The sequence below is a fragment of the Diaphorobacter sp. LR2014-1 genome (assembly GCF_002916785.1).
GTDB lineage: Bacteria > Pseudomonadota > Gammaproteobacteria > Burkholderiales > Burkholderiaceae_C > Diaphorobacter > Diaphorobacter nitroreducens.
On sequence record NZ_MTBE01000005.1, the window covers coordinates 42,170 to 58,347 of the forward strand.

Consider the following 16,178-nt stretch of genomic DNA (forward strand, 5'->3'; position numbering starts at 1 on the left):
GCCGTCTGTGGGGCAGTCGCCGGGGTGCGCAGTGTAGCGAGGGGATTTTAATGAAAATGGCCTGTAGCGCTTATGTATCAAGCGCTAGCAGCTATTAAATTAATAGTGATCAAACGTCTTGCCGCGCGCCCGCCCATAGCCAGGGCAGGCTGTGCAGCCCGGCCCAGGTCATGCACAGCGAGCCGGCCACATGCAGTGCACACAGGCCCAGGGCCTGGGACAGGCGCTGCTGCTGCAGCAGCCCGACCACTTCGGCCGAGAAGGTGGAGAAGGTGGTCAGCGCCCCCAAAAAGCCCGTGATGAGCAGCGCGCGCCATACCGGGTCCAACTGCGGCAGCGCCTGGAACAGCGCCAGGCACAGGCCGATGAGGTAGCCGCCGATGAGGTTGGCCGCGAGCGTGCCCCAGGGCAGTAGCGCGCCCTGCGTGTTGAGCCACAGGCCCAGCCGCCAGCGCGCGAGCGCGCCGGCGCAGGCACCGGCGCAGATGGCAAGAACGTGGAACATCGGCGCATTGTAGGGAGGCGCTGCCGAGCGGCGGCGGCCTCGTCAACGCGCCGTCATTTGCTGCGGGAGCCAGGTCACGATGCCCGGAAACACATAGATCAGCGTGACGGCCGCGCACATCAGCAGGAACATGGGAGCGGCCACGCGGGCGATCCACGGCAGCTGCTTGCCCGTCATGCCCTGCAGCACGAACAGGTTGAAGCCCACGGGCGGGGTGATCTGCGCCATCTCCACCACCAGCACGACGAAGACGCCGAACCAGATCGGGTCGATGCCCGCTGCGCTCACCGTGGGCATCAGCACGCCCATGGTCAGCACCACCATGGAGATGCCGTCCAGGAAGCAGCCCAGCACGATGTAGAACACGGCCAGCGCCACCACCAGTTGCGCCTGGCTCAGCCCCAGCGAAGAGATCCATTCCGCCAGGTGCCGTGGCAGGCCGATGTAGCCCATGGCCAGCGTGAGGAAGGCCGCGCCCGCGAGGATCAGCGCGATCATGCAGTACAGCCGCGTGGCGCCCATGAGCGCGTCGCGAAAGCTCGCCCAGTTCAGCGACCCCTGCGCCGAGGACAGCACCAGCGAGCCCACCACGCCCACGGCCGCGGCTTCGGTGGCGGTGGCGATGCCCGTGTAGATGGAGCCCAGCACCGCGGCGATGAGCAGCACCACGGGAATCAGCGCGCGCGATTCGCGCAGCTTGTCCAGCAGGCCCATCTGCCGGTCTGCCGCTGGGACCTGGTCGGGGTGGCGCAATGCCCAGAACATGATGTAGCCAGAGAACAGCGCGGCCAGCAGCACCCCGGGCAGCACGCCGGCAATGAACAGCTTGGAGATCGATACCTCGGCCGTCACGCCGTAGACGATCATGATGATCGAGGGCGGGATCAGCAGGCCCAGCGTGCTGGCGCCGGCCAGCGTGCCGATGACCATCTTCTCGGGGTAGCCGCGGCGCGTGAGCTCGGGCAGCGTCATCTTGCCGATGGTGGCGCAGGTGGCGGCGCTGGACCCCGACACGGCGGCAAAGATGGTGCAGCCCACCACGTTGGTGTGCAGCAGCCGCCCGGGCAGGCCCTGCACCCACGGGGCCAGGCCCTTGAACATGTCTTGCGACAGCCGCGTGCGAAACAGGATCTCGCCCATCCAGATGAAGAGGGGCAGGGCGGTGAGCGTCCAGCTCGACGAGGAGCCCCAGATGGTCACCGCCATGGCGTCGCCCGCGGGGCGCGAGGAAAACAATTGCATGCCGATCCAGGCCACGCCCGAGAGCGTGAGCCCGATCCACACGCCGCTGCCCAGGATCAGGAACAGCGACAGGATCAACAGGCCGGTGATGGCAAGGTCACTCATGAAGGCGTCTTCCGGTCATTCGTTGCGCAGGGCTTCGCCCGGCCTGGCGCCCGCGCGCCGGCCCAGGAGCTGCAGCACCAGTTCGTCCACGAAGGCAATCGCCATCACCATCGCGCCTACGCCCATGGACAGCTGCGGTAGCCACAGCGGCGTGGCGTCGCTGCTGGTGGAGATGTCGTTGAACGCATGCGACTGCCAGGCCAGCCGCACGCTGTAGTACGCGAACAGCACGGCCAGCAGCGTGCCCAGGGCCAGCGCGAACAGCTCCAGCGCCTGGTGCGCGCGCCCCTTGAGGGCGCTCAGCACCAGCGTCACGCGGATGTGCTCGCCGCGCTTGAGGGTATGCGCCAGCGCCAGAAAGCCCGCAGCTGCCATGAGGTAGCCCGCATAGGCGTCGATGCCCGGTACATGGAAGCTGAGCTGCCGGCTCACGATGGACAGCAGCACGGCGCACAGAAGCGCCACCATGCACAGCGCCGCCAGCGCGGCGGCGCCGTCATAGAGGAAGTTCAACAGGCGTCGCATCGTGGTCTGGCGCGTGGAGGCTCTGGGCGGGGAGGTGTTACTTGCGGTAGGCGTCGATCAGCGCCTTGCCGTCGGGCCCGGCCTTGTCTAGCCATTCCTTGAGCATGGTGTCGCCCACCTTGGCCATGTCGGCCTTCAGCTGGCTGCTGGGCGGCACTACCTGCATGCCCTCGGCCTTGAGCTTGGCCAACGTGTCCTCGTTCACGCGGCGGCTGGCGGCCCAGCCGCGGGTCTCCGCGTCGGCGGCGGCCTTGAGCACGGCTTCCTGCACGGGCTTGTCCAGCGCATCGAACGCCTTCTTGTTCATGATGAGCGCGTTCTTGGGCAGCCAGGCCTGGGTGTCGTAGTAATACTTGAGGTGCTCGTAGAGCTTGCTGTCCACGCCCGTCGCGCCCGAGGTCATGGTGGACTCCACCACGCCGGTGGCGAGCGCTTGCGAGAACTCGGCGGCCTGCACCGTCACCGGCTGCGCGCCCACCAGCTCGGCGATGCGCGCGGTGGCGGGGCTGTAGGCGCGCCACTTGATGCCCTTCAGATCGGCGGCGTTGTTCACGGGCTTCTTGGTGTAGATGCCCTGTGGCGGCCAGGCCACGGCGTACAGCAGCACCATGCCTTGCTCGGCCAGCTTCTTCTCCAGGAACGGCTTTTGCGCCTTGTACAGCTTCATCGACGCGTCGTAGCTGTCGGCCAGGAAGGGCAGGCCGTCCACGCCGAAGATCTGCCATTCGTTCTGGAAGTTGGCGAGCAGGATCTCGCCGAGCTGCGCCTGCGCGCCCTGCACGGCGCGCTTGATCTCGGGCGCCTTGAACAGTGCGGCGTTGGCATGCAGCGTGATCTTGAGCTTGCCTCCCGACGCCTTGTCCACGTCGCTGATGAACTGCGCCAGGTTCTCCGTGTGGAAATTGGTGGCCGGGTAGGCGGCGGCCAGGTCCCACTTGGTCTGGGCATGCAGGGCGGGGGCGCACAGGCCGGTGAGGGCAGCCAGTGCAACGGCGACAAGGTTTCGACGCTTCATCTCGGGGGTCTCCGCAAGGGTTGAGAAGAGAGGGGGCTCAGCGCGTTCACTGTAGCGGGGGCCACAGGGAAACGGCCTAGGTGATTCACCTGAATGTCGATAAATTGCCGGCAAATCATCGGGCTGCTCCCTACAATCAATCGACATGCACATCCCATGCCAATGCCATCTGTCGCTTTTTGCGCAGTCCTCGGAGTGAAACCATGACCGCAGCCGCCAGACCCAAGTCCCCGGCCCCCGCTGCCACTGCCAAGGTGGGCAAGGCCGCCAAGGCGCGCGGGCCCATCGTGTCGTCCGCGCATCTGGTGTCGGACCGCAGTGCGGAGATGAGCGAGTTCGAGTTCGGCCTCATCGTCGCGGGCAATGCGTTCCACCGCTGGGTGGTGCACTGCATGGCCGCGGCCGGTCTGCGCGACCTCACGCCGCTGGACGTGGTGGTGCTGCACCACGTGACGCACCGCGCACGCGACAAGCGGCTGGCCGACATCTGCTTCATCATGAACGTGGAAGACACGCACGTGGTGAACTACTCGCTCAAGAAGCTGCTGGCGCTGGGCGTGGTGGCCTCCAGCAAGAACGGCAAGGAAGTGACCTACGCCGCCACCGAGGCGGGCCGCGCCCATGTGCAGCGCTACCGTGAGATCCGCGAGAGCTGCCTGATCGATGCGCTGAATGCCGACGACGGCCTGAACCGCGACATTGGCGAGCTGGCGCGCCTGCTGCGCGTGCTGTCCGGCATGTACGACCAGGCGGCCCGTGCCGCGGCGTCCATGTGAAAAATGCTATTTATTTGATAGCTGTTGGCGCTTGTCGGTAAAGCGCTAGAGGCCTGTTTGGCTTGAAGTGCCGACGGGTGATGGCAGATGCGTGGCAATGTCTTGCCAGGCCTGCACGGCGGCCAGGGCGGTATGCATCTGCACCGTGTGCGCAAAGCGGAAGGCGTCGCCGTGCACCGTCTCGTCGGGGAACTCGGTGATCAGCGTCACCGGCGCATCGTGCGACGTCTGCGACTGCATGCAGGCGATGCCATCCAGCACCTCGAAGGGCAGCGGGCCCGCGTGGTGCTCGTAGAGGGCCCGCTGGCGTGCGTTGAAATCTGCCAGCCCCGGCACCTGCCGCAGGCGCGCGCACACGGCCTCCAGCAGCGCACGCGCGGGCAACTGCCAGCCGGCGTGGTAGCGCAGGATGAGGAAGAACCCCTTGGGCAGCATCCACTGCTCGAATCCACGCGGCACATAGCCCGACAGCGGTCGCGTCCACTCATGCGCGGGGTAGCCATGCAGGTTCACATGCAGTTGCGCGCCCGACAGCGCCAGCGCGGACTGGCGGGCCTCGCGCTCGTAGAGCGGCGCGTGGTCGCGGTATTCCACATCGTCGCCCAGCGCGGTGTAGCGCGCGGCATGGTGCATGTGGCCCGGGTGGCGGGCGCTCAGCGCGCGGTGCAGAGCGTAGCCGTCGGGGTTTTCCAGCGCGATCAGCGCGAAGTGCGCGCCGGGTTGCGCCTGCAGCACTTCGGCGGCGCGCAGCGCGCCCACGATGCCCGATGTCTCGTTGGCATGCTGGCCCGCACTGATGAACACCGGTGCCTGCGTGCCCGCGTGGTACTGCCCCCATACGGTGCGTCCCTGGCGTGACCGGGCACTGAAACGTTGCGCGGGCCAGGCGTGCAGGGTCTGGGTGATGCGATCAGGGGCAGGGGACTTGGCCAGCGTCGCCAAACTGTCCGGGGCGTGGGCCGTTGGGTGGGCTGGCAGGTCGTCGGCGCACGCCGCGAAGGGCAGCAGGTCCACCTGTACGTGCGGAGCGCCGTCGCCCGCGCGCACGTCGGGCACGATCTGCCCGGGCTGCAACCGGCGGTCGCCCACGGGGCGGCCGCTGTGCTGTTGGAAGAACTCCAGCAGCGTGAAGTACAGGTCCTCGTGCAGCGCCTCCAGGGTGCTTATGGTCTCGCCGGCGGCGCCCACGGGCTGCTCGTAGCCCGGCAGGTCCACGCGCAGCAGCAGGCGGTCGAAGTACGGCTCATGGTCCGGCCACGCGTGACTGCGCACCGCCTGCACCGCCGCGGCGAAGGCCTGCTCGTAGTCGGTGCATACGGCGGTGTCGATCAGGTCGGCAGCGCCTTCCTGTGTGCCCACGCGCAGCCAGCCGGTGGGCGAGAGCACCGTGGCGCCCGTCATGTCGGTGTGTACGCGGTTGGGTGCGTGCACGTGCTGCACGGTGCGGGTGCCGTCGCGCAGCTTCAGTTCCACGTGGTAGCCGCCACCGGCGTCGTCGTGGGGCTCCATGTGCAAGATGCCGCCCCCCAGCAGGGCGGCGAGCGGATAGGCCTCCAACCGAAAGCGCTGTGCAGGCCCGTGCGCCGCCAGCGGATAGCGCACGCGGGCCTGCACCACCTGGGTGCAATCCACGTGGTCCATGAAATGCTGTACCAGCGGCTTGTAGGCACTGTGAAAGCGGGCATGCACGCCTGCGGCTGCCAGCTGCTGCGCCGCAGCAAGGCGCGCGGCCTGGCTTTCGAACACCCAGCCTTCCACGTGGCAGCCGCGCCAGCGCGGCTCGCCAAAGCGCTGTACCCAGGCGTGCAGCGTGCGCTCCAGTGGCAGGTCAAGCAGCCGGGAACCTGTGGCGGCGGGCGGTTGGGTCATATGCGTGGGCGGGGTGGTGAATATCCGGTATGGATCATGCAGGCTTGCAGATAAATTATCGGTAAATTGTGGGTTCTTTCTCCGCAATGTTTCACACGCGGCACACAAAGGAAACGGGTATGGCAAAGAAACTCTGGCAGTTCTGGGTGGATCGGGGGGGTACGTTCACCGATATCGTGGGCCGGCGCCCCGACGGCAGCCTGGTGACGCACAAGCTGCTCTCCGAGAACCCCGAGCAGTACCGCGATGCGGCGGTGGCGGGCATCCGCCACCTGCTGGGGCTGGCGCCGGGCGAGGCCGTGACGCCTGAATTGGTGGAGTGCGTGAAGATGGGCACCACCGTGGCCACCAACGCGCTGTTGGAGCGCAAGGGGGAGCCCACGCTGCTGGTTACTACGCGTGGCTTCAAGGACGCGCTGCGCATCGCCTACCAGAACCGTCCGCGCATCTTCGATCGGCACATCGTGCTGCCGCAACTGCTGTACAGCCGCGTCATCGAGGCGCAGGAGCGCGTGGGCGCGCACGGCGAGGTGGTACAGCCGCTGGAGGAAGACCACCTGAAGGAGCGTTTGTGGGCCGCTTATGACGCGGGCCTGCGCAGCGTGGCCATTGTGTTCATGCACGGCTACCGCTATCCCGCGCATGAGGAAGCAGCCGCCCGCCTGGCGCTGGCTGCCGGGTTCACGCAGGTCAGCACTTCGCACGGCACCAGCCCGCTGATGAAGTTCGTGAGCCGGGGCGACACCACCGTGGTGGACGCGTATCTGTCGCCCATCCTGCGGCGCTACGTGCAGCAGGTGGAGGCCGAGATGCCGGGCGTGCCGCTGTATTTCATGCAGTCCTCGGGGGGGCTCACGGATGCGCACCGCTTCCAGGGCAAGGACGCCATCCTCTCCGGGCCGGCCGGCGGCATCGTGGGCATGGCGCGCACGGCGCAGATTGCGGCGCAGGCCGAGGCAGCGCCAGGGGCCGGTGCGGCCGGAACGCAGCCGCCGGTGCGCGTGATCGGTTTCGACATGGGCGGCACGTCCACCGACGTGAGCCATTTTGCGGGTGAGTTCGAGCGCGAGTTCGAGACCCAGGTGGCGGGCGTGCGCATGCGTGCGCCCATGATGAGCATTCACACGGTGGCCGCGGGCGGCGGTTCCATCCTGGAGTTCGACGGCGCCCGTTTCCGCGTAGGCCCCCAAAGCGCCGGCGCCAACCCCGGTCCCGCCAGTTACCGCCGCGGCGGCCCGCTGGCCGTGACCGATGCCAACGTGATGGTGGGCAAGATCCAGCCCGCGTACTTCCCGCGTGTGTTCGGCCATGGTGCCGACGAGCCGCTGGACGCGGCCGTGGTGCGCGAGCGTTTTGCGGCGCTGGCGGGCCAGACCGCAGGCGCGGCGGATGGCGCAGCCGCGCTGACGCCCGAGGCCTGCGCGCATGGCTTCATCCAGATCGCGGTGCAGCAGATGGCCAACGCCATCAAGAAGATCTCCGTGGCGCGCGGTTACGACGTCACGCGCTACACGCTGCAGTGCTTTGGCGGCGCGGGCGGCCAGCACGCCTGCCTGGTGGCCGATGCGCTGGGCATGCAGCAGGTGCTGGTGCATCCGCTGGCGGGCGTGCTGTCGGCCTACGGCATGGGGCTGGCCGACCAGAACGTGATGCGTGAGAAGGCGGTGGAGGCACGCCTCACACCCGAGGCGCTGCCCGGCATCACCGCCACGCTGGATGCACTGGCCGAGGCCGCCGAGGCCGAGATGGCGCAAGAGCGCCTCTCGGGCGGCGACATCGTCGTGCGACGGCGCGTGCATGTGCGCTACGAGGGTACCGATTCGGCGCTGGCCGTGCCCTTTGGCGACCTGCAGGCGATCACGCGGGGCTTCGAGGCCGCGTACCGCCAGCGTTTTGCCTTCCTCATGCAGGGCAAGGCACTGATGGTGGAGGCGGTGTCGGTGGAAGCCGTGGTGGCGGGCGATGCGCCGGTCGAGCATGCGCAGGATCTGCAGCCCGAGCGCGAAGTGCCGCGGCGCGACACCGTGCGCATGTTCACCGTGGGCACGGACGGCACGCCGGCCTGGCACGACGCCGCGCTGGTGGTGCGCGAAGACATGCGCCCCGGCGACCTGCTGCAGGGCCCGGCCATCATTGCCGAGAAGAACGCTACCACGGTGGTAGAGCCGGGCTGGCAGGCACGGCTCACGTCCCTGGACCATCTGGTGCTGCACCGCCACCTGCCGCGCGCCCAGCGCCATGCCGCGGGCACGCAGGTGGACCCGGTGCTGCTGGAGGTGTTCAACAACCTGTTCATGAACATTGCCGAGCAGATGGGGCTGCAACTGCAGAACACCGCGTACTCGGTGAACATCAAGGAGCGGCTGGACTTCAGCTGCGCGCTGTTCGACGCCGAGGGCCAGCTGATTGCCAACGCGCCCCACATGCCGGTGCACCTGGGGTCCATGGGCGAGAGCATCCGCACCGTGATCGCACGCAACCGCGGCCGCATGCGGCGCGGCGACGTGTTTGTGCTGAACGACCCATACCACGGCGGCACGCACCTGCCGGACATCACCGTGATCACGCCGGTCTACATCGGCGACGACCACGGTGAAGCGGCCGAGCCCACCTTCTACGTGGGCAGCCGCGGCCACCATGCGGACGTGGGGGGCACCACGCCGGGATCGATGCCGCCGTTTTCCACGCGCATCGAGGAAGAGGGCGTGCAGATCGACAACGTGAAGCTGGTGGATGCCGGCGTGCTGCGCGAGGCCGAGATGATTGCGCTGCTGGAGAGTGGCGAGTACCCCAGCCGCAACCCGCAGCAGAACCTGGCCGACCTGAAGGCGCAGATCGCCGCCAACGAGAAGGGCGTGCAGGAGCTGCGCCGCATGGTGGAGCACTTCGGCCTGAGCGTGGTGCAGGCCTATATGCAGCATGTGCAGGACAACGCCGAGGAGTCCGTGCGCCGCGCCATCACGCGGTTGGCCGCGCGCGTGCAGGACGGGCATTTCACCCTGCCGCTGGACAACGGCGCGCAGATCACCGTGGCCGTGCGCATTGACGCTGCCACGCGCAGTGCGGTGATCGACTTCACCGGCACCAGCGCGCAGCAGTCCAACAACTTCAATGCGCCCACGGCGGTGTGCATGGCCGCGGTGCTCTACGTCTTCCGCTCGCTGGTGGAGGACGACATTCCGCTCAACGCCGGGTGCCTCAAGCCCCTGCAGGTCATCATTCCGCCGGGCTCCATGCTCAATCCCAACCCACCGGCATCGGTGGTGGCGGGCAACGTGGAGACCTCCAGCTGCATCACCAACGCGCTGCTGGGCGCCTTGGGCGTGTCGGCGGCCAGCCAATGCACGATGAACAACTTCACCTTCGGCAACGCGCGCTACCAGTATTACGAGACCATCTCGGGCGGCAGCGGGGCGGGCGGCCAGTTCGACGACGCGGGCGCGCTGGTGGGGGGCTTTGATGGCACGAGCGTGGTGCAGACGCACATGACCAATTCACGCCTGACCGATCCGGAGGTGCTGGAGTTCCGCTTCCCCGTGCGGCTGGAGAGTTACGCCATCCGCGCCGGTTCGGGCGGCGGCGGCCGCTGGAAGGGCGGCGACGGCGGCGTGCGCCGCATCCGCTTCCTGGAGCCCATGACCGCGAGCATTCTGTCCAACGGCCGGGTGCACGGCGCCTTCGGCATGGCGGGTGGGCAGCCGGGCATGCCCGGCGTCAACCGCGTCGTGCGTGCGGACGGCCGGGCGGAGCCGCTGCAGCACATCGGGCAGGCGCAAATGGAAGCGGGGGATGTGTTCGAGATCCACACGCCGGGCGGTGGTGGCTTTGGTGGCCGCTGAGTGGGTTTGAGTGAAATAAGGCTCTAGCGCTTGCTGGTCAAGCGCTAGTAGCTATATTTTCAATAGCAAATCACGAGTCGAGCGTGCTGCTGTCCGCCACGCGGCTGAGGCTGGGCGGCACCTTCTCGCCCGCGCGGCGCGCGCGAAACAGCGCGGCGCGCATCAGGAAGATGTTGGTCACGGGCACGGTGATGGCGATGAACAGGGCAATCAGCAGCGCATGCAGCGCCAGGCCGTTGCCCGTCACGGAGAAGTACACCAGCGTGGCATGCATGATGCACCAGCAGCCCATCGTGGCGATGATGGAGGGTGCGTGCACGCGCTCGAAGTAGGTGGCCAGGCGCAGCAGCCCCAGTGACCCCATGAACGCGATGGCCGCGCCGCACAGCACCAGCGCGGACAGCACGATGTCCAGCCACAGCGGCAGTGCGTCGCTCATTCGATCACCTCGCCGCGCAAGAGGAACTTGGCCATGGCCGTGGAGCTGACGAAGCCCAGCAGTGCGATCAACATCGCGGCCTCGAAGTAATTGGTGCTGCCGTAGTAGATGCCCAGTACCAGCATGAGCAGCATGCCGTTGAGGTACATGCAGTCCAGCGCCAGCACGCGGTCCTGCGCGGCGGGGCCCTTGAGCAGGCGCACCAGGCACAGCACCATGGCCGCGGCCAGCAGGAACATGGCGATGGGCAGCGCCCAGGACAGTACGGAACCGGTCATTCGAAAATCTCCATCAGCGGGCGCTCGTAGCTCGCCTTGACGTGGTCGATGATGGCCTGCGCATCGTCCACCTCCAGCACATGCAGCATCAGCAGACTGCGGTCCAGCGACAGCTCGGCCCAGGAGGTGCCAGGGGTTATGCACACGATCATGGCCAGTACGGCGAGGGCGTTGGGGTCGCGCAGTTCCAGCGGAATCTTGACGAAGTCCGGCGGGTGGCGGCGCTGTGACGGCAGCAGCAGAAAGCGCAGCACGGCAAGGTTGGACCGCGTGGTGTCCACCATCACCGTGAAGCACAGCCGGATGATCGTGCCGAGGTGGCGCACGCGCACCTTCTGCGGGCGCAATTCGCTGAACAGCACCGGCAGGCCCCATGCGAGTACCAGTGCCAGCAGGACGTGGCCGATGCTGGTGGTGTGGTTGAGCAGCAGCCACATCACGAACAAACCCAGGGAGACCAGCGGGGCGGGCAGCAGCTTCTTCATCATGGCGCGGCCTTCGTGGTGGCAGAGCTTTCCGCGCGCTCAGGCGTCGGCGTCGTGGTGGGGCCGGGAATGGGCGCGGCCGTCATCACGGCGCGTACATACGTGCCCGGCGCATGCAGCCCGTTGGCCGTTGCCTCGGTGAAACGCATCACGCCGTTGGCCTGCAGGGTGAGCGCCACGCAGGCCCCCAGCAGTATGGCGATGGGTAGCCCCTCCATCACGCGCAACTGGGGCGTGGGGCGGTCGTGCGCGGCCCAGAAGTGGCGTATGCCCGAGCGCGTGAGCGCCAGCAGCGCCAGCAGACCCGTGGCGATCATCAGCGCGATCAACGTCCAGCCCGGCAGGCCGGGCTGTGTGCCGGCCGAAGAGCCGAGCCCCAGCGGGTTTACCAGCGCCGTCAGCATCGCGAACTTGCCGATGAAGCCGGACAGCGGCGGTAGGCCCGCAATCACCAGCGTGCAGGCCATGTAGGACAGACCCAGAAACGCGGCCGCGGCGGGGATGACGCGGCCGACCAGCACTTCCTCGTCCTCGTCCAGGTTCAGGCCGGTGGTGGGCATCAACTCGGGGGTGAGGAAGGGCGCCACGTCGTCCAGTTCGTAAGGCGCCAGCGACGCGCCATCGTTGCGCCAGCGGTCGATGAGGTCGGCCAGCAGGAACAGCGCGCTCACGGCCAGCGTGGAGCTGGGCAGGTAGTACAGCAGCCCGGCAGTGAGCGCGTTCTGCCCGAAGCCTGCTGCCGCCAGCAGCGTGCCCGACGACAGCACGGCCGCATGACCGGCCAGGTGGGTGAGGCGCTGCGAGGCCATCATGCCGATGGCGCCGAAGGCCATGGTGACCATGCCGCCGCCGATCAGCCACAGGCTGCCGAACAGGGAGGAGGGACCGGCCTCGCTGCTGAACATCAGCGTCCACAGGCGCAGCAGCGTGTAGATGCCCACCTTGGTCATCAGGGCGAACAGCGCACCCACGGGCGCCGTGGCCGCGCTGTAGGCCGGCACCAGCCAGAAGTTCAGGGGCCAAACAGCCGCCTTGATGAGAAACGCCGTGGCCAGGATGGCGGCCGCCGAGTGCAGCAACCCCCGGTCGGCGGCCGACACCTGCGGGATGGCCTGCGCCAGGTCGGCCATGTTGAGCGTTCCCGTGATGCCGTACAGCATGGACGCACCGATCAGGAACAGCGAGGACGCCGCCAGGTTGATGGCGATGTAGTGCAGGCCGGCCTGCACGCGCGTGCGGCCGGCGCCGTGCAGCAGCAGGCCGTACGAGGCTGCCAGCAGGATCTCGAAGAAGACGAACAGGTTGAACAGGTCGCCCGTGAGGAAGGCGCCCCCCAGTCCCATGAGCTGCAACTGGAACAGCGTGTGGTAGTGCACGCCGGCGCGGTGCCAGCGCGCACCGGCGAACACAATGGAGCACAGCGCCACGAAGCCCGTCAGCAGCAGCATCATGGCCGAGAGCCGGTCCAGCACCAGCACGATGCCGAACGGCGCCGGCCAGTTGCCCGGCAGGTACACACCCATGGTCGCGGGCGCTCCGGATTCGTGCGACCACAGCAGCAGCGCCACGGCCACCAGCAGCCCGAGCAGGGTGGACAGGATGTTCAGGCCCAGCTTCAGGCGCTGCTGCTCTTCCTTCATGGTGAGCAGCAAAGCGGCCGTGAGCATCGGCAGCCCGATGGGCGCCAGCATCAGGTGCGGCATGAGCAGGGAGGTCAGCTCCGCGATGCGGCTCATGGCATCTCCTGCGTTTCACGCGAGTGCGAGCCGTCCACGTGGTCGGTGCCCGACATGCCCCGCGAAGCCAGCAGCACGACGAGGAACAGTGCGGTCATGGCAAAGCCGATCACGATGGCGGTGAGCACCAGCGCCTGGGGCATGGGGTCCGCGTAATGCTGCAGATCCTGCGGCACGCCGGGCACGAGCACGGGCTCCTTGCCCACGGCCAGGCCCAGGCGACCCATGCTGAAGATGAACAGGTTCACGGCATACGACAGCAGCGACAGGCCCATGATGACCTGGAAGGTGCGGGGGCGCAGCAGCAGCCAGACGCCCGAGCCCGTGAGCACGCCGATGGACAGAGCCAGCACGATTTCCATCAGACGGCTCCTTGTGTGGCCGGGACGGCTGCTTGCTCGCTGGCCGCTTGTTGTTCTTCTTCCATGAGACGGGCGTGGTAACGGTGGCTGCGCACCGACTGGTGGGCGATGGCCGTAAGGATGAGCAGCGTGGAGCCGACGACGAGCGCGAACACGCCCATGTCGAAGAACATGGCGCTGGCCACGTGGAGGTCCCCGATCAGCGGCAGGTGCAGGTGCGCGGTGTGGCTGGTAAGGAACGGATAGCCCAGCGCCACGGCGCCCAGTCCGGTGCCCAGCGCCAGCAGCAGGCCGGAAGCAATCCAGCGCCGCGGATACAGGGGCAGGTGCGCCTCGACCCACGATGTGCCCGAAATGATGTACTGCAGCACCAGCCCCACCGAGAACACCAGCCCCGCCACGAAGCCGCCGCCCGGCTGGTTGTGCCCGCGCATGAAGAGGTAGAAGGCCACCAGGGCCGAGAACGGCAGCAGCAGCCGCACCAGCACCGCGGGCACCATCAGGTAACCGATGGCCGTGTCGGTGGCGTTGCGCGGGTTCAGCAGGTCGGTCTGTAGATCGGCCGGCAGGTAGCGCTGCTGCTCGGGCAGGTCCATGGTCTCCACCGCGGGGCGAAAGCGCCGCAACAGCGCATACACCGTGAGCGCCACGATGCCCAGCACCACGATCTCGCCGAACGTGTCGAACCCGCGGAAGTCCACCAGCATGACGTTGACCACGTTGGTGCCGCCGCCCTCGGTGAGGGCGCGCTCCAGGAAGAACGTGGAGGTGCTCTGCGCGAAGGGCCGGCTCATCATGGCAAATGCCAGCCACGCCATGCCGCCGCCCGCGGCCACGGCCAGCAGCAGGTCGCGCACGCGCCGCGTGCGCGCCAGCGCGGCGCTGGCGGGCGAGGCGGGCAGGCTTTCGTCGCGCTTGGGCAGCCAGCGCAGGCCCAGCAGGATCAGGATGGTGGTGACCAGTTCCACGGCCAGTTGGGTGAGTGCGAGGTCCGGCGCAGAGAACCACAGGAAGGTGATGCAGACGCACAGCCCTGCACCACCCATGAGGGTCAGCGCCGCCAGACGGTGGTACTTGGCCTGCCAGGCCGAGGCCACGGCGCAGACCATGCCCAACGCCCAGATCAGCACGAAAGCGGGCGACAGCGGCAGCGTGCCCCGGTCTCCCAGCTGCAAGCCGCGTGTGTACAGCGGCATGGCGGCGCCCACGAGCGTGACGAGCACCAGCCACAGCATCTGCCACTGCAGGCGGCGCGTGGACAGCAGGCGCCGCCCGCTGTGCCCCCAGCGCGTGATCTGCACCAGCACTGCCTCGAACACGCCGCGTCCGCTGACGCGGTGCATCAGTGGGGCGGCGTTGATGCGGCCTCGCTTGCGCTCCCAGCGCAACACCATGTACAGGGCGGTGCCGCCGACCAGCGCCACCAGGCTCATCATGAAGGGCGTGTTGAAGCCGTGCCAGACCGCCAGGCTGAAGGCCGGCAGTTCGCCCCCCACCACCGGCAGCGCCGCGGCATTCAGGTACTGGCCGATCGACCACGCGGGCAGCACGCCCACCACCAGGCAGGCGCAGACCAGCAACTCCACCGGCACGCGCATCCAGTGCGGCGGCTCATGGGGCTCGTGCGGCAGATCGGTGGCGGGGGGGCCCCAGAACACATCGACGATGAAGCGCAGCGAATAGGCCACGCTGAACATGCCCGCGACGGTGGCCGCGATCGGCAGTATCTGGGCCACGGCCGGCGCAGCGTCGAAGAACACCGTCTCCGCGAAGAACATCTCCTTGGACAGGAAGCCGTTGAGCAGCGGCACGCCCGCCATGGCGGCGCTGGCGACCGTGGCCAGCGTGGCGGTGACGGGCATCATGCGCCGCAGGCCCGAGAGGCGCCGTATGTCCCGCGTGCCGCTTTCGTGGTCGATGATGCCCGCGGCCATGAACAGCGATGCCTTGAACGTGGCGTGGTTCATGATGTGGAACACGGCGGCCACGGCGGCCAGCGGGCTGTTGAGGCCCAGCAGCAGCGTGATCAGGCCCAGGTGCGAGATCGTGGAATACGCCAGCAGGCCCTTGAGGTCGTTCTGAAACATGGCCGCGTAGCCGCCGATGAGCAGCGTGGCCAGGCCCGCGCCGCCCACCAGCCAGAACCACGGCTCGGTGCCGCCCATTACGGGCCACAGCCGTGCCAGCAGGAAGACGCCCGCCTTCACCATGGTGGCCGAGTGCAGGTACGACGACACGGGCGTGGGCGCAGCCATGGCGTTGGGCAGCCAGAAGTGGAACGGAAACTGCGCACTCTTGGTGAACGCCCCCAGCAGCACCAGTACCAGCGCCGTGAGGTACATGGGGTGGTCGCGCACCAGCTCGGCTGCGCCCAGCACGCGGTCCAGGTCATAGCTGCCCACGATGTGGCCCAGCACCAGCACGCCGGCCAGCAGGCACAGTCCGCCCGCGCCCGTCACGGTGAGGGCCATGCGCGCGCCCCGGCGGGCGTCTTCACGGTGGTGCCAGTAGCCGATGAGCAGGAACGAGAACAGGCTGGTGAGTTCCCAGAAGAACACCAGCTGGATGATGTTGCCCGACAGCACCACGCCGGCCATGGCGCCCATGAAAGCCAGAAAGAACGAGAAAAAGCGCGGCACCGGGTCCGCCGGCGACATGTAGTAGCGCGCATACAGCACCACCAGCGTGCCGATGCCGAACACCAGCATGCTGAACATCCAGGCGAACCCGTCCATGCGGATGACCAGGTTCAGGCCCAGGGCAGGCAACCAGGTGATCTCCTCGCGCAACACGCCCGCTTCGGCGATCTGGGGGAAGTACAGCGCCGTTTGCACCGTGCAAAACAGCGCGACCAGGCCCGCGAGCGTGGACTCGGTATTGCGCGCATTCGCGGGCAGCACGGCCGCCAGCAAGCTGCCCACAAAGGGAAGAAGAATGAGGAGGGTCAGAGGCATCAGCGTCTGATTCTAGGGCGTCGCCCCTTCCCGCGTGCTATGAAAACC

General features: G+C 67.8%; 13 protein-coding genes. 2 read left to right on the top strand and 11 right to left on the bottom strand.

Annotated elements, in window-relative coordinates:
- Nucleotides 1-109: 109 nt before the first annotated feature.
- From crcB to BV908_RS06185, 4 genes are read right to left on the bottom strand one after another with little or no spacing between them, the layout of a single operon-like run.
- Entirely contained in the window at nt 110-505 is a 396-nt protein-coding gene (gene crcB, locus BV908_RS06170; RefSeq protein ID WP_103737544.1) for a fluoride efflux transporter CrcB, read from the bottom strand.
- A gap of 42 nt (nt 506-547) precedes the next feature.
- Entirely contained in the window at nt 548-1,852 is a 1,305-nt protein-coding gene (locus tag BV908_RS06175) for a TRAP transporter large permease subunit (protein ID WP_103737545.1), read from the bottom strand.
- 15 nt (nt 1,853-1,867) lie between these two features.
- Complete coding sequence (locus tag BV908_RS06180; RefSeq protein ID WP_011805684.1) at nt 1,868-2,377, bottom strand: TRAP transporter small permease; 510 nt, start codon at nt 2,375-2,377, stop codon at nt 1,868-1,870.
- Nucleotides 2,378-2,414: 37 nt separating this feature from the next.
- Nucleotides 2,415-3,392 (bottom strand): TRAP transporter substrate-binding protein, encoded by a 978-nt coding sequence (locus BV908_RS06185; protein WP_103737546.1) that lies wholly within the window; start codon nt 3,390-3,392, stop codon nt 2,415-2,417.
- 203 nt (nt 3,393-3,595) lie between these two features.
- Between BV908_RS06185 and BV908_RS06190 the strand changes: the two genes are divergently transcribed.
- A complete protein-coding gene (locus tag BV908_RS06190; protein ID WP_246867457.1) occupies nt 3,596-4,168 on the top strand; it encodes a winged helix DNA-binding protein in 573 nt (190 codons plus the stop codon).
- Between the two features lie 45 nt (nt 4,169-4,213).
- On the opposite strand, the gene BV908_RS06195 is transcribed toward BV908_RS06190, so the two are convergent.
- Complete coding sequence (locus BV908_RS06195) at nt 4,214-6,037, bottom strand: peptidase M14 (protein WP_103737547.1); 1,824 nt, start codon at nt 6,035-6,037, stop codon at nt 4,214-4,216.
- Between the two features lie 119 nt (nt 6,038-6,156).
- Here BV908_RS06195 and BV908_RS06200 point away from each other — a divergent pair, with 119 nt between their 5' ends.
- On the top strand, nt 6,157-9,876 hold the full coding sequence (locus BV908_RS06200) for a hydantoinase B/oxoprolinase family protein (protein ID WP_103737548.1): 3,720 nt from the start codon (nt 6,157-6,159) through the stop codon (nt 9,874-9,876).
- Nucleotides 9,877-9,946: 70 nt separating this feature from the next.
- Here BV908_RS06200 and BV908_RS06205 read toward each other — a convergent pair whose 3' ends face one another.
- From BV908_RS06205 to BV908_RS06230, 6 genes are read right to left on the bottom strand one after another with little or no spacing between them, the layout of a single operon-like run.
- Nucleotides 9,947-10,315, bottom strand: a complete 369-nt coding sequence (locus BV908_RS06205) for a monovalent cation/H(+) antiporter subunit G (RefSeq protein WP_011805679.1) — start codon at nt 10,313-10,315, stop codon at nt 9,947-9,949.
- Nucleotides 10,312-10,593 (bottom strand): K+/H+ antiporter subunit F, encoded by a 282-nt coding sequence (locus BV908_RS06210; protein WP_011805678.1) that lies wholly within the window; start codon nt 10,591-10,593, stop codon nt 10,312-10,314. The genes BV908_RS06205 and BV908_RS06210 overlap by 4 nt, the downstream gene beginning before the upstream one ends.
- A complete protein-coding gene (locus BV908_RS06215) occupies nt 10,590-11,081 on the bottom strand; it encodes a Na+/H+ antiporter subunit E (protein ID WP_015912998.1) in 492 nt (163 codons plus the stop codon). Before BV908_RS06215 ends, BV908_RS06210 begins: the two co-directional genes overlap by 4 nt.
- Nucleotides 11,078-12,814 (bottom strand): monovalent cation/H+ antiporter subunit D, encoded by a 1,737-nt coding sequence (locus BV908_RS06220; RefSeq protein ID WP_103737549.1) that lies wholly within the window; start codon nt 12,812-12,814, stop codon nt 11,078-11,080. The genes BV908_RS06215 and BV908_RS06220 overlap by 4 nt, the downstream gene beginning before the upstream one ends.
- Nucleotides 12,811-13,176, bottom strand: a complete 366-nt coding sequence (locus BV908_RS06225; RefSeq protein ID WP_047349161.1) for a Na+/H+ antiporter subunit C — start codon at nt 13,174-13,176, stop codon at nt 12,811-12,813. Before BV908_RS06225 ends, BV908_RS06220 begins: the two co-directional genes overlap by 4 nt.
- On the bottom strand, nt 13,176-16,130 hold the full coding sequence (locus tag BV908_RS06230; protein ID WP_103737550.1) for a monovalent cation/H+ antiporter subunit A: 2,955 nt from the start codon (nt 16,128-16,130) through the stop codon (nt 13,176-13,178). Before BV908_RS06230 ends, BV908_RS06225 begins: the two co-directional genes overlap by 1 nt.
- Between the last annotated feature and the right edge of the window lie 48 nt (nt 16,131-16,178).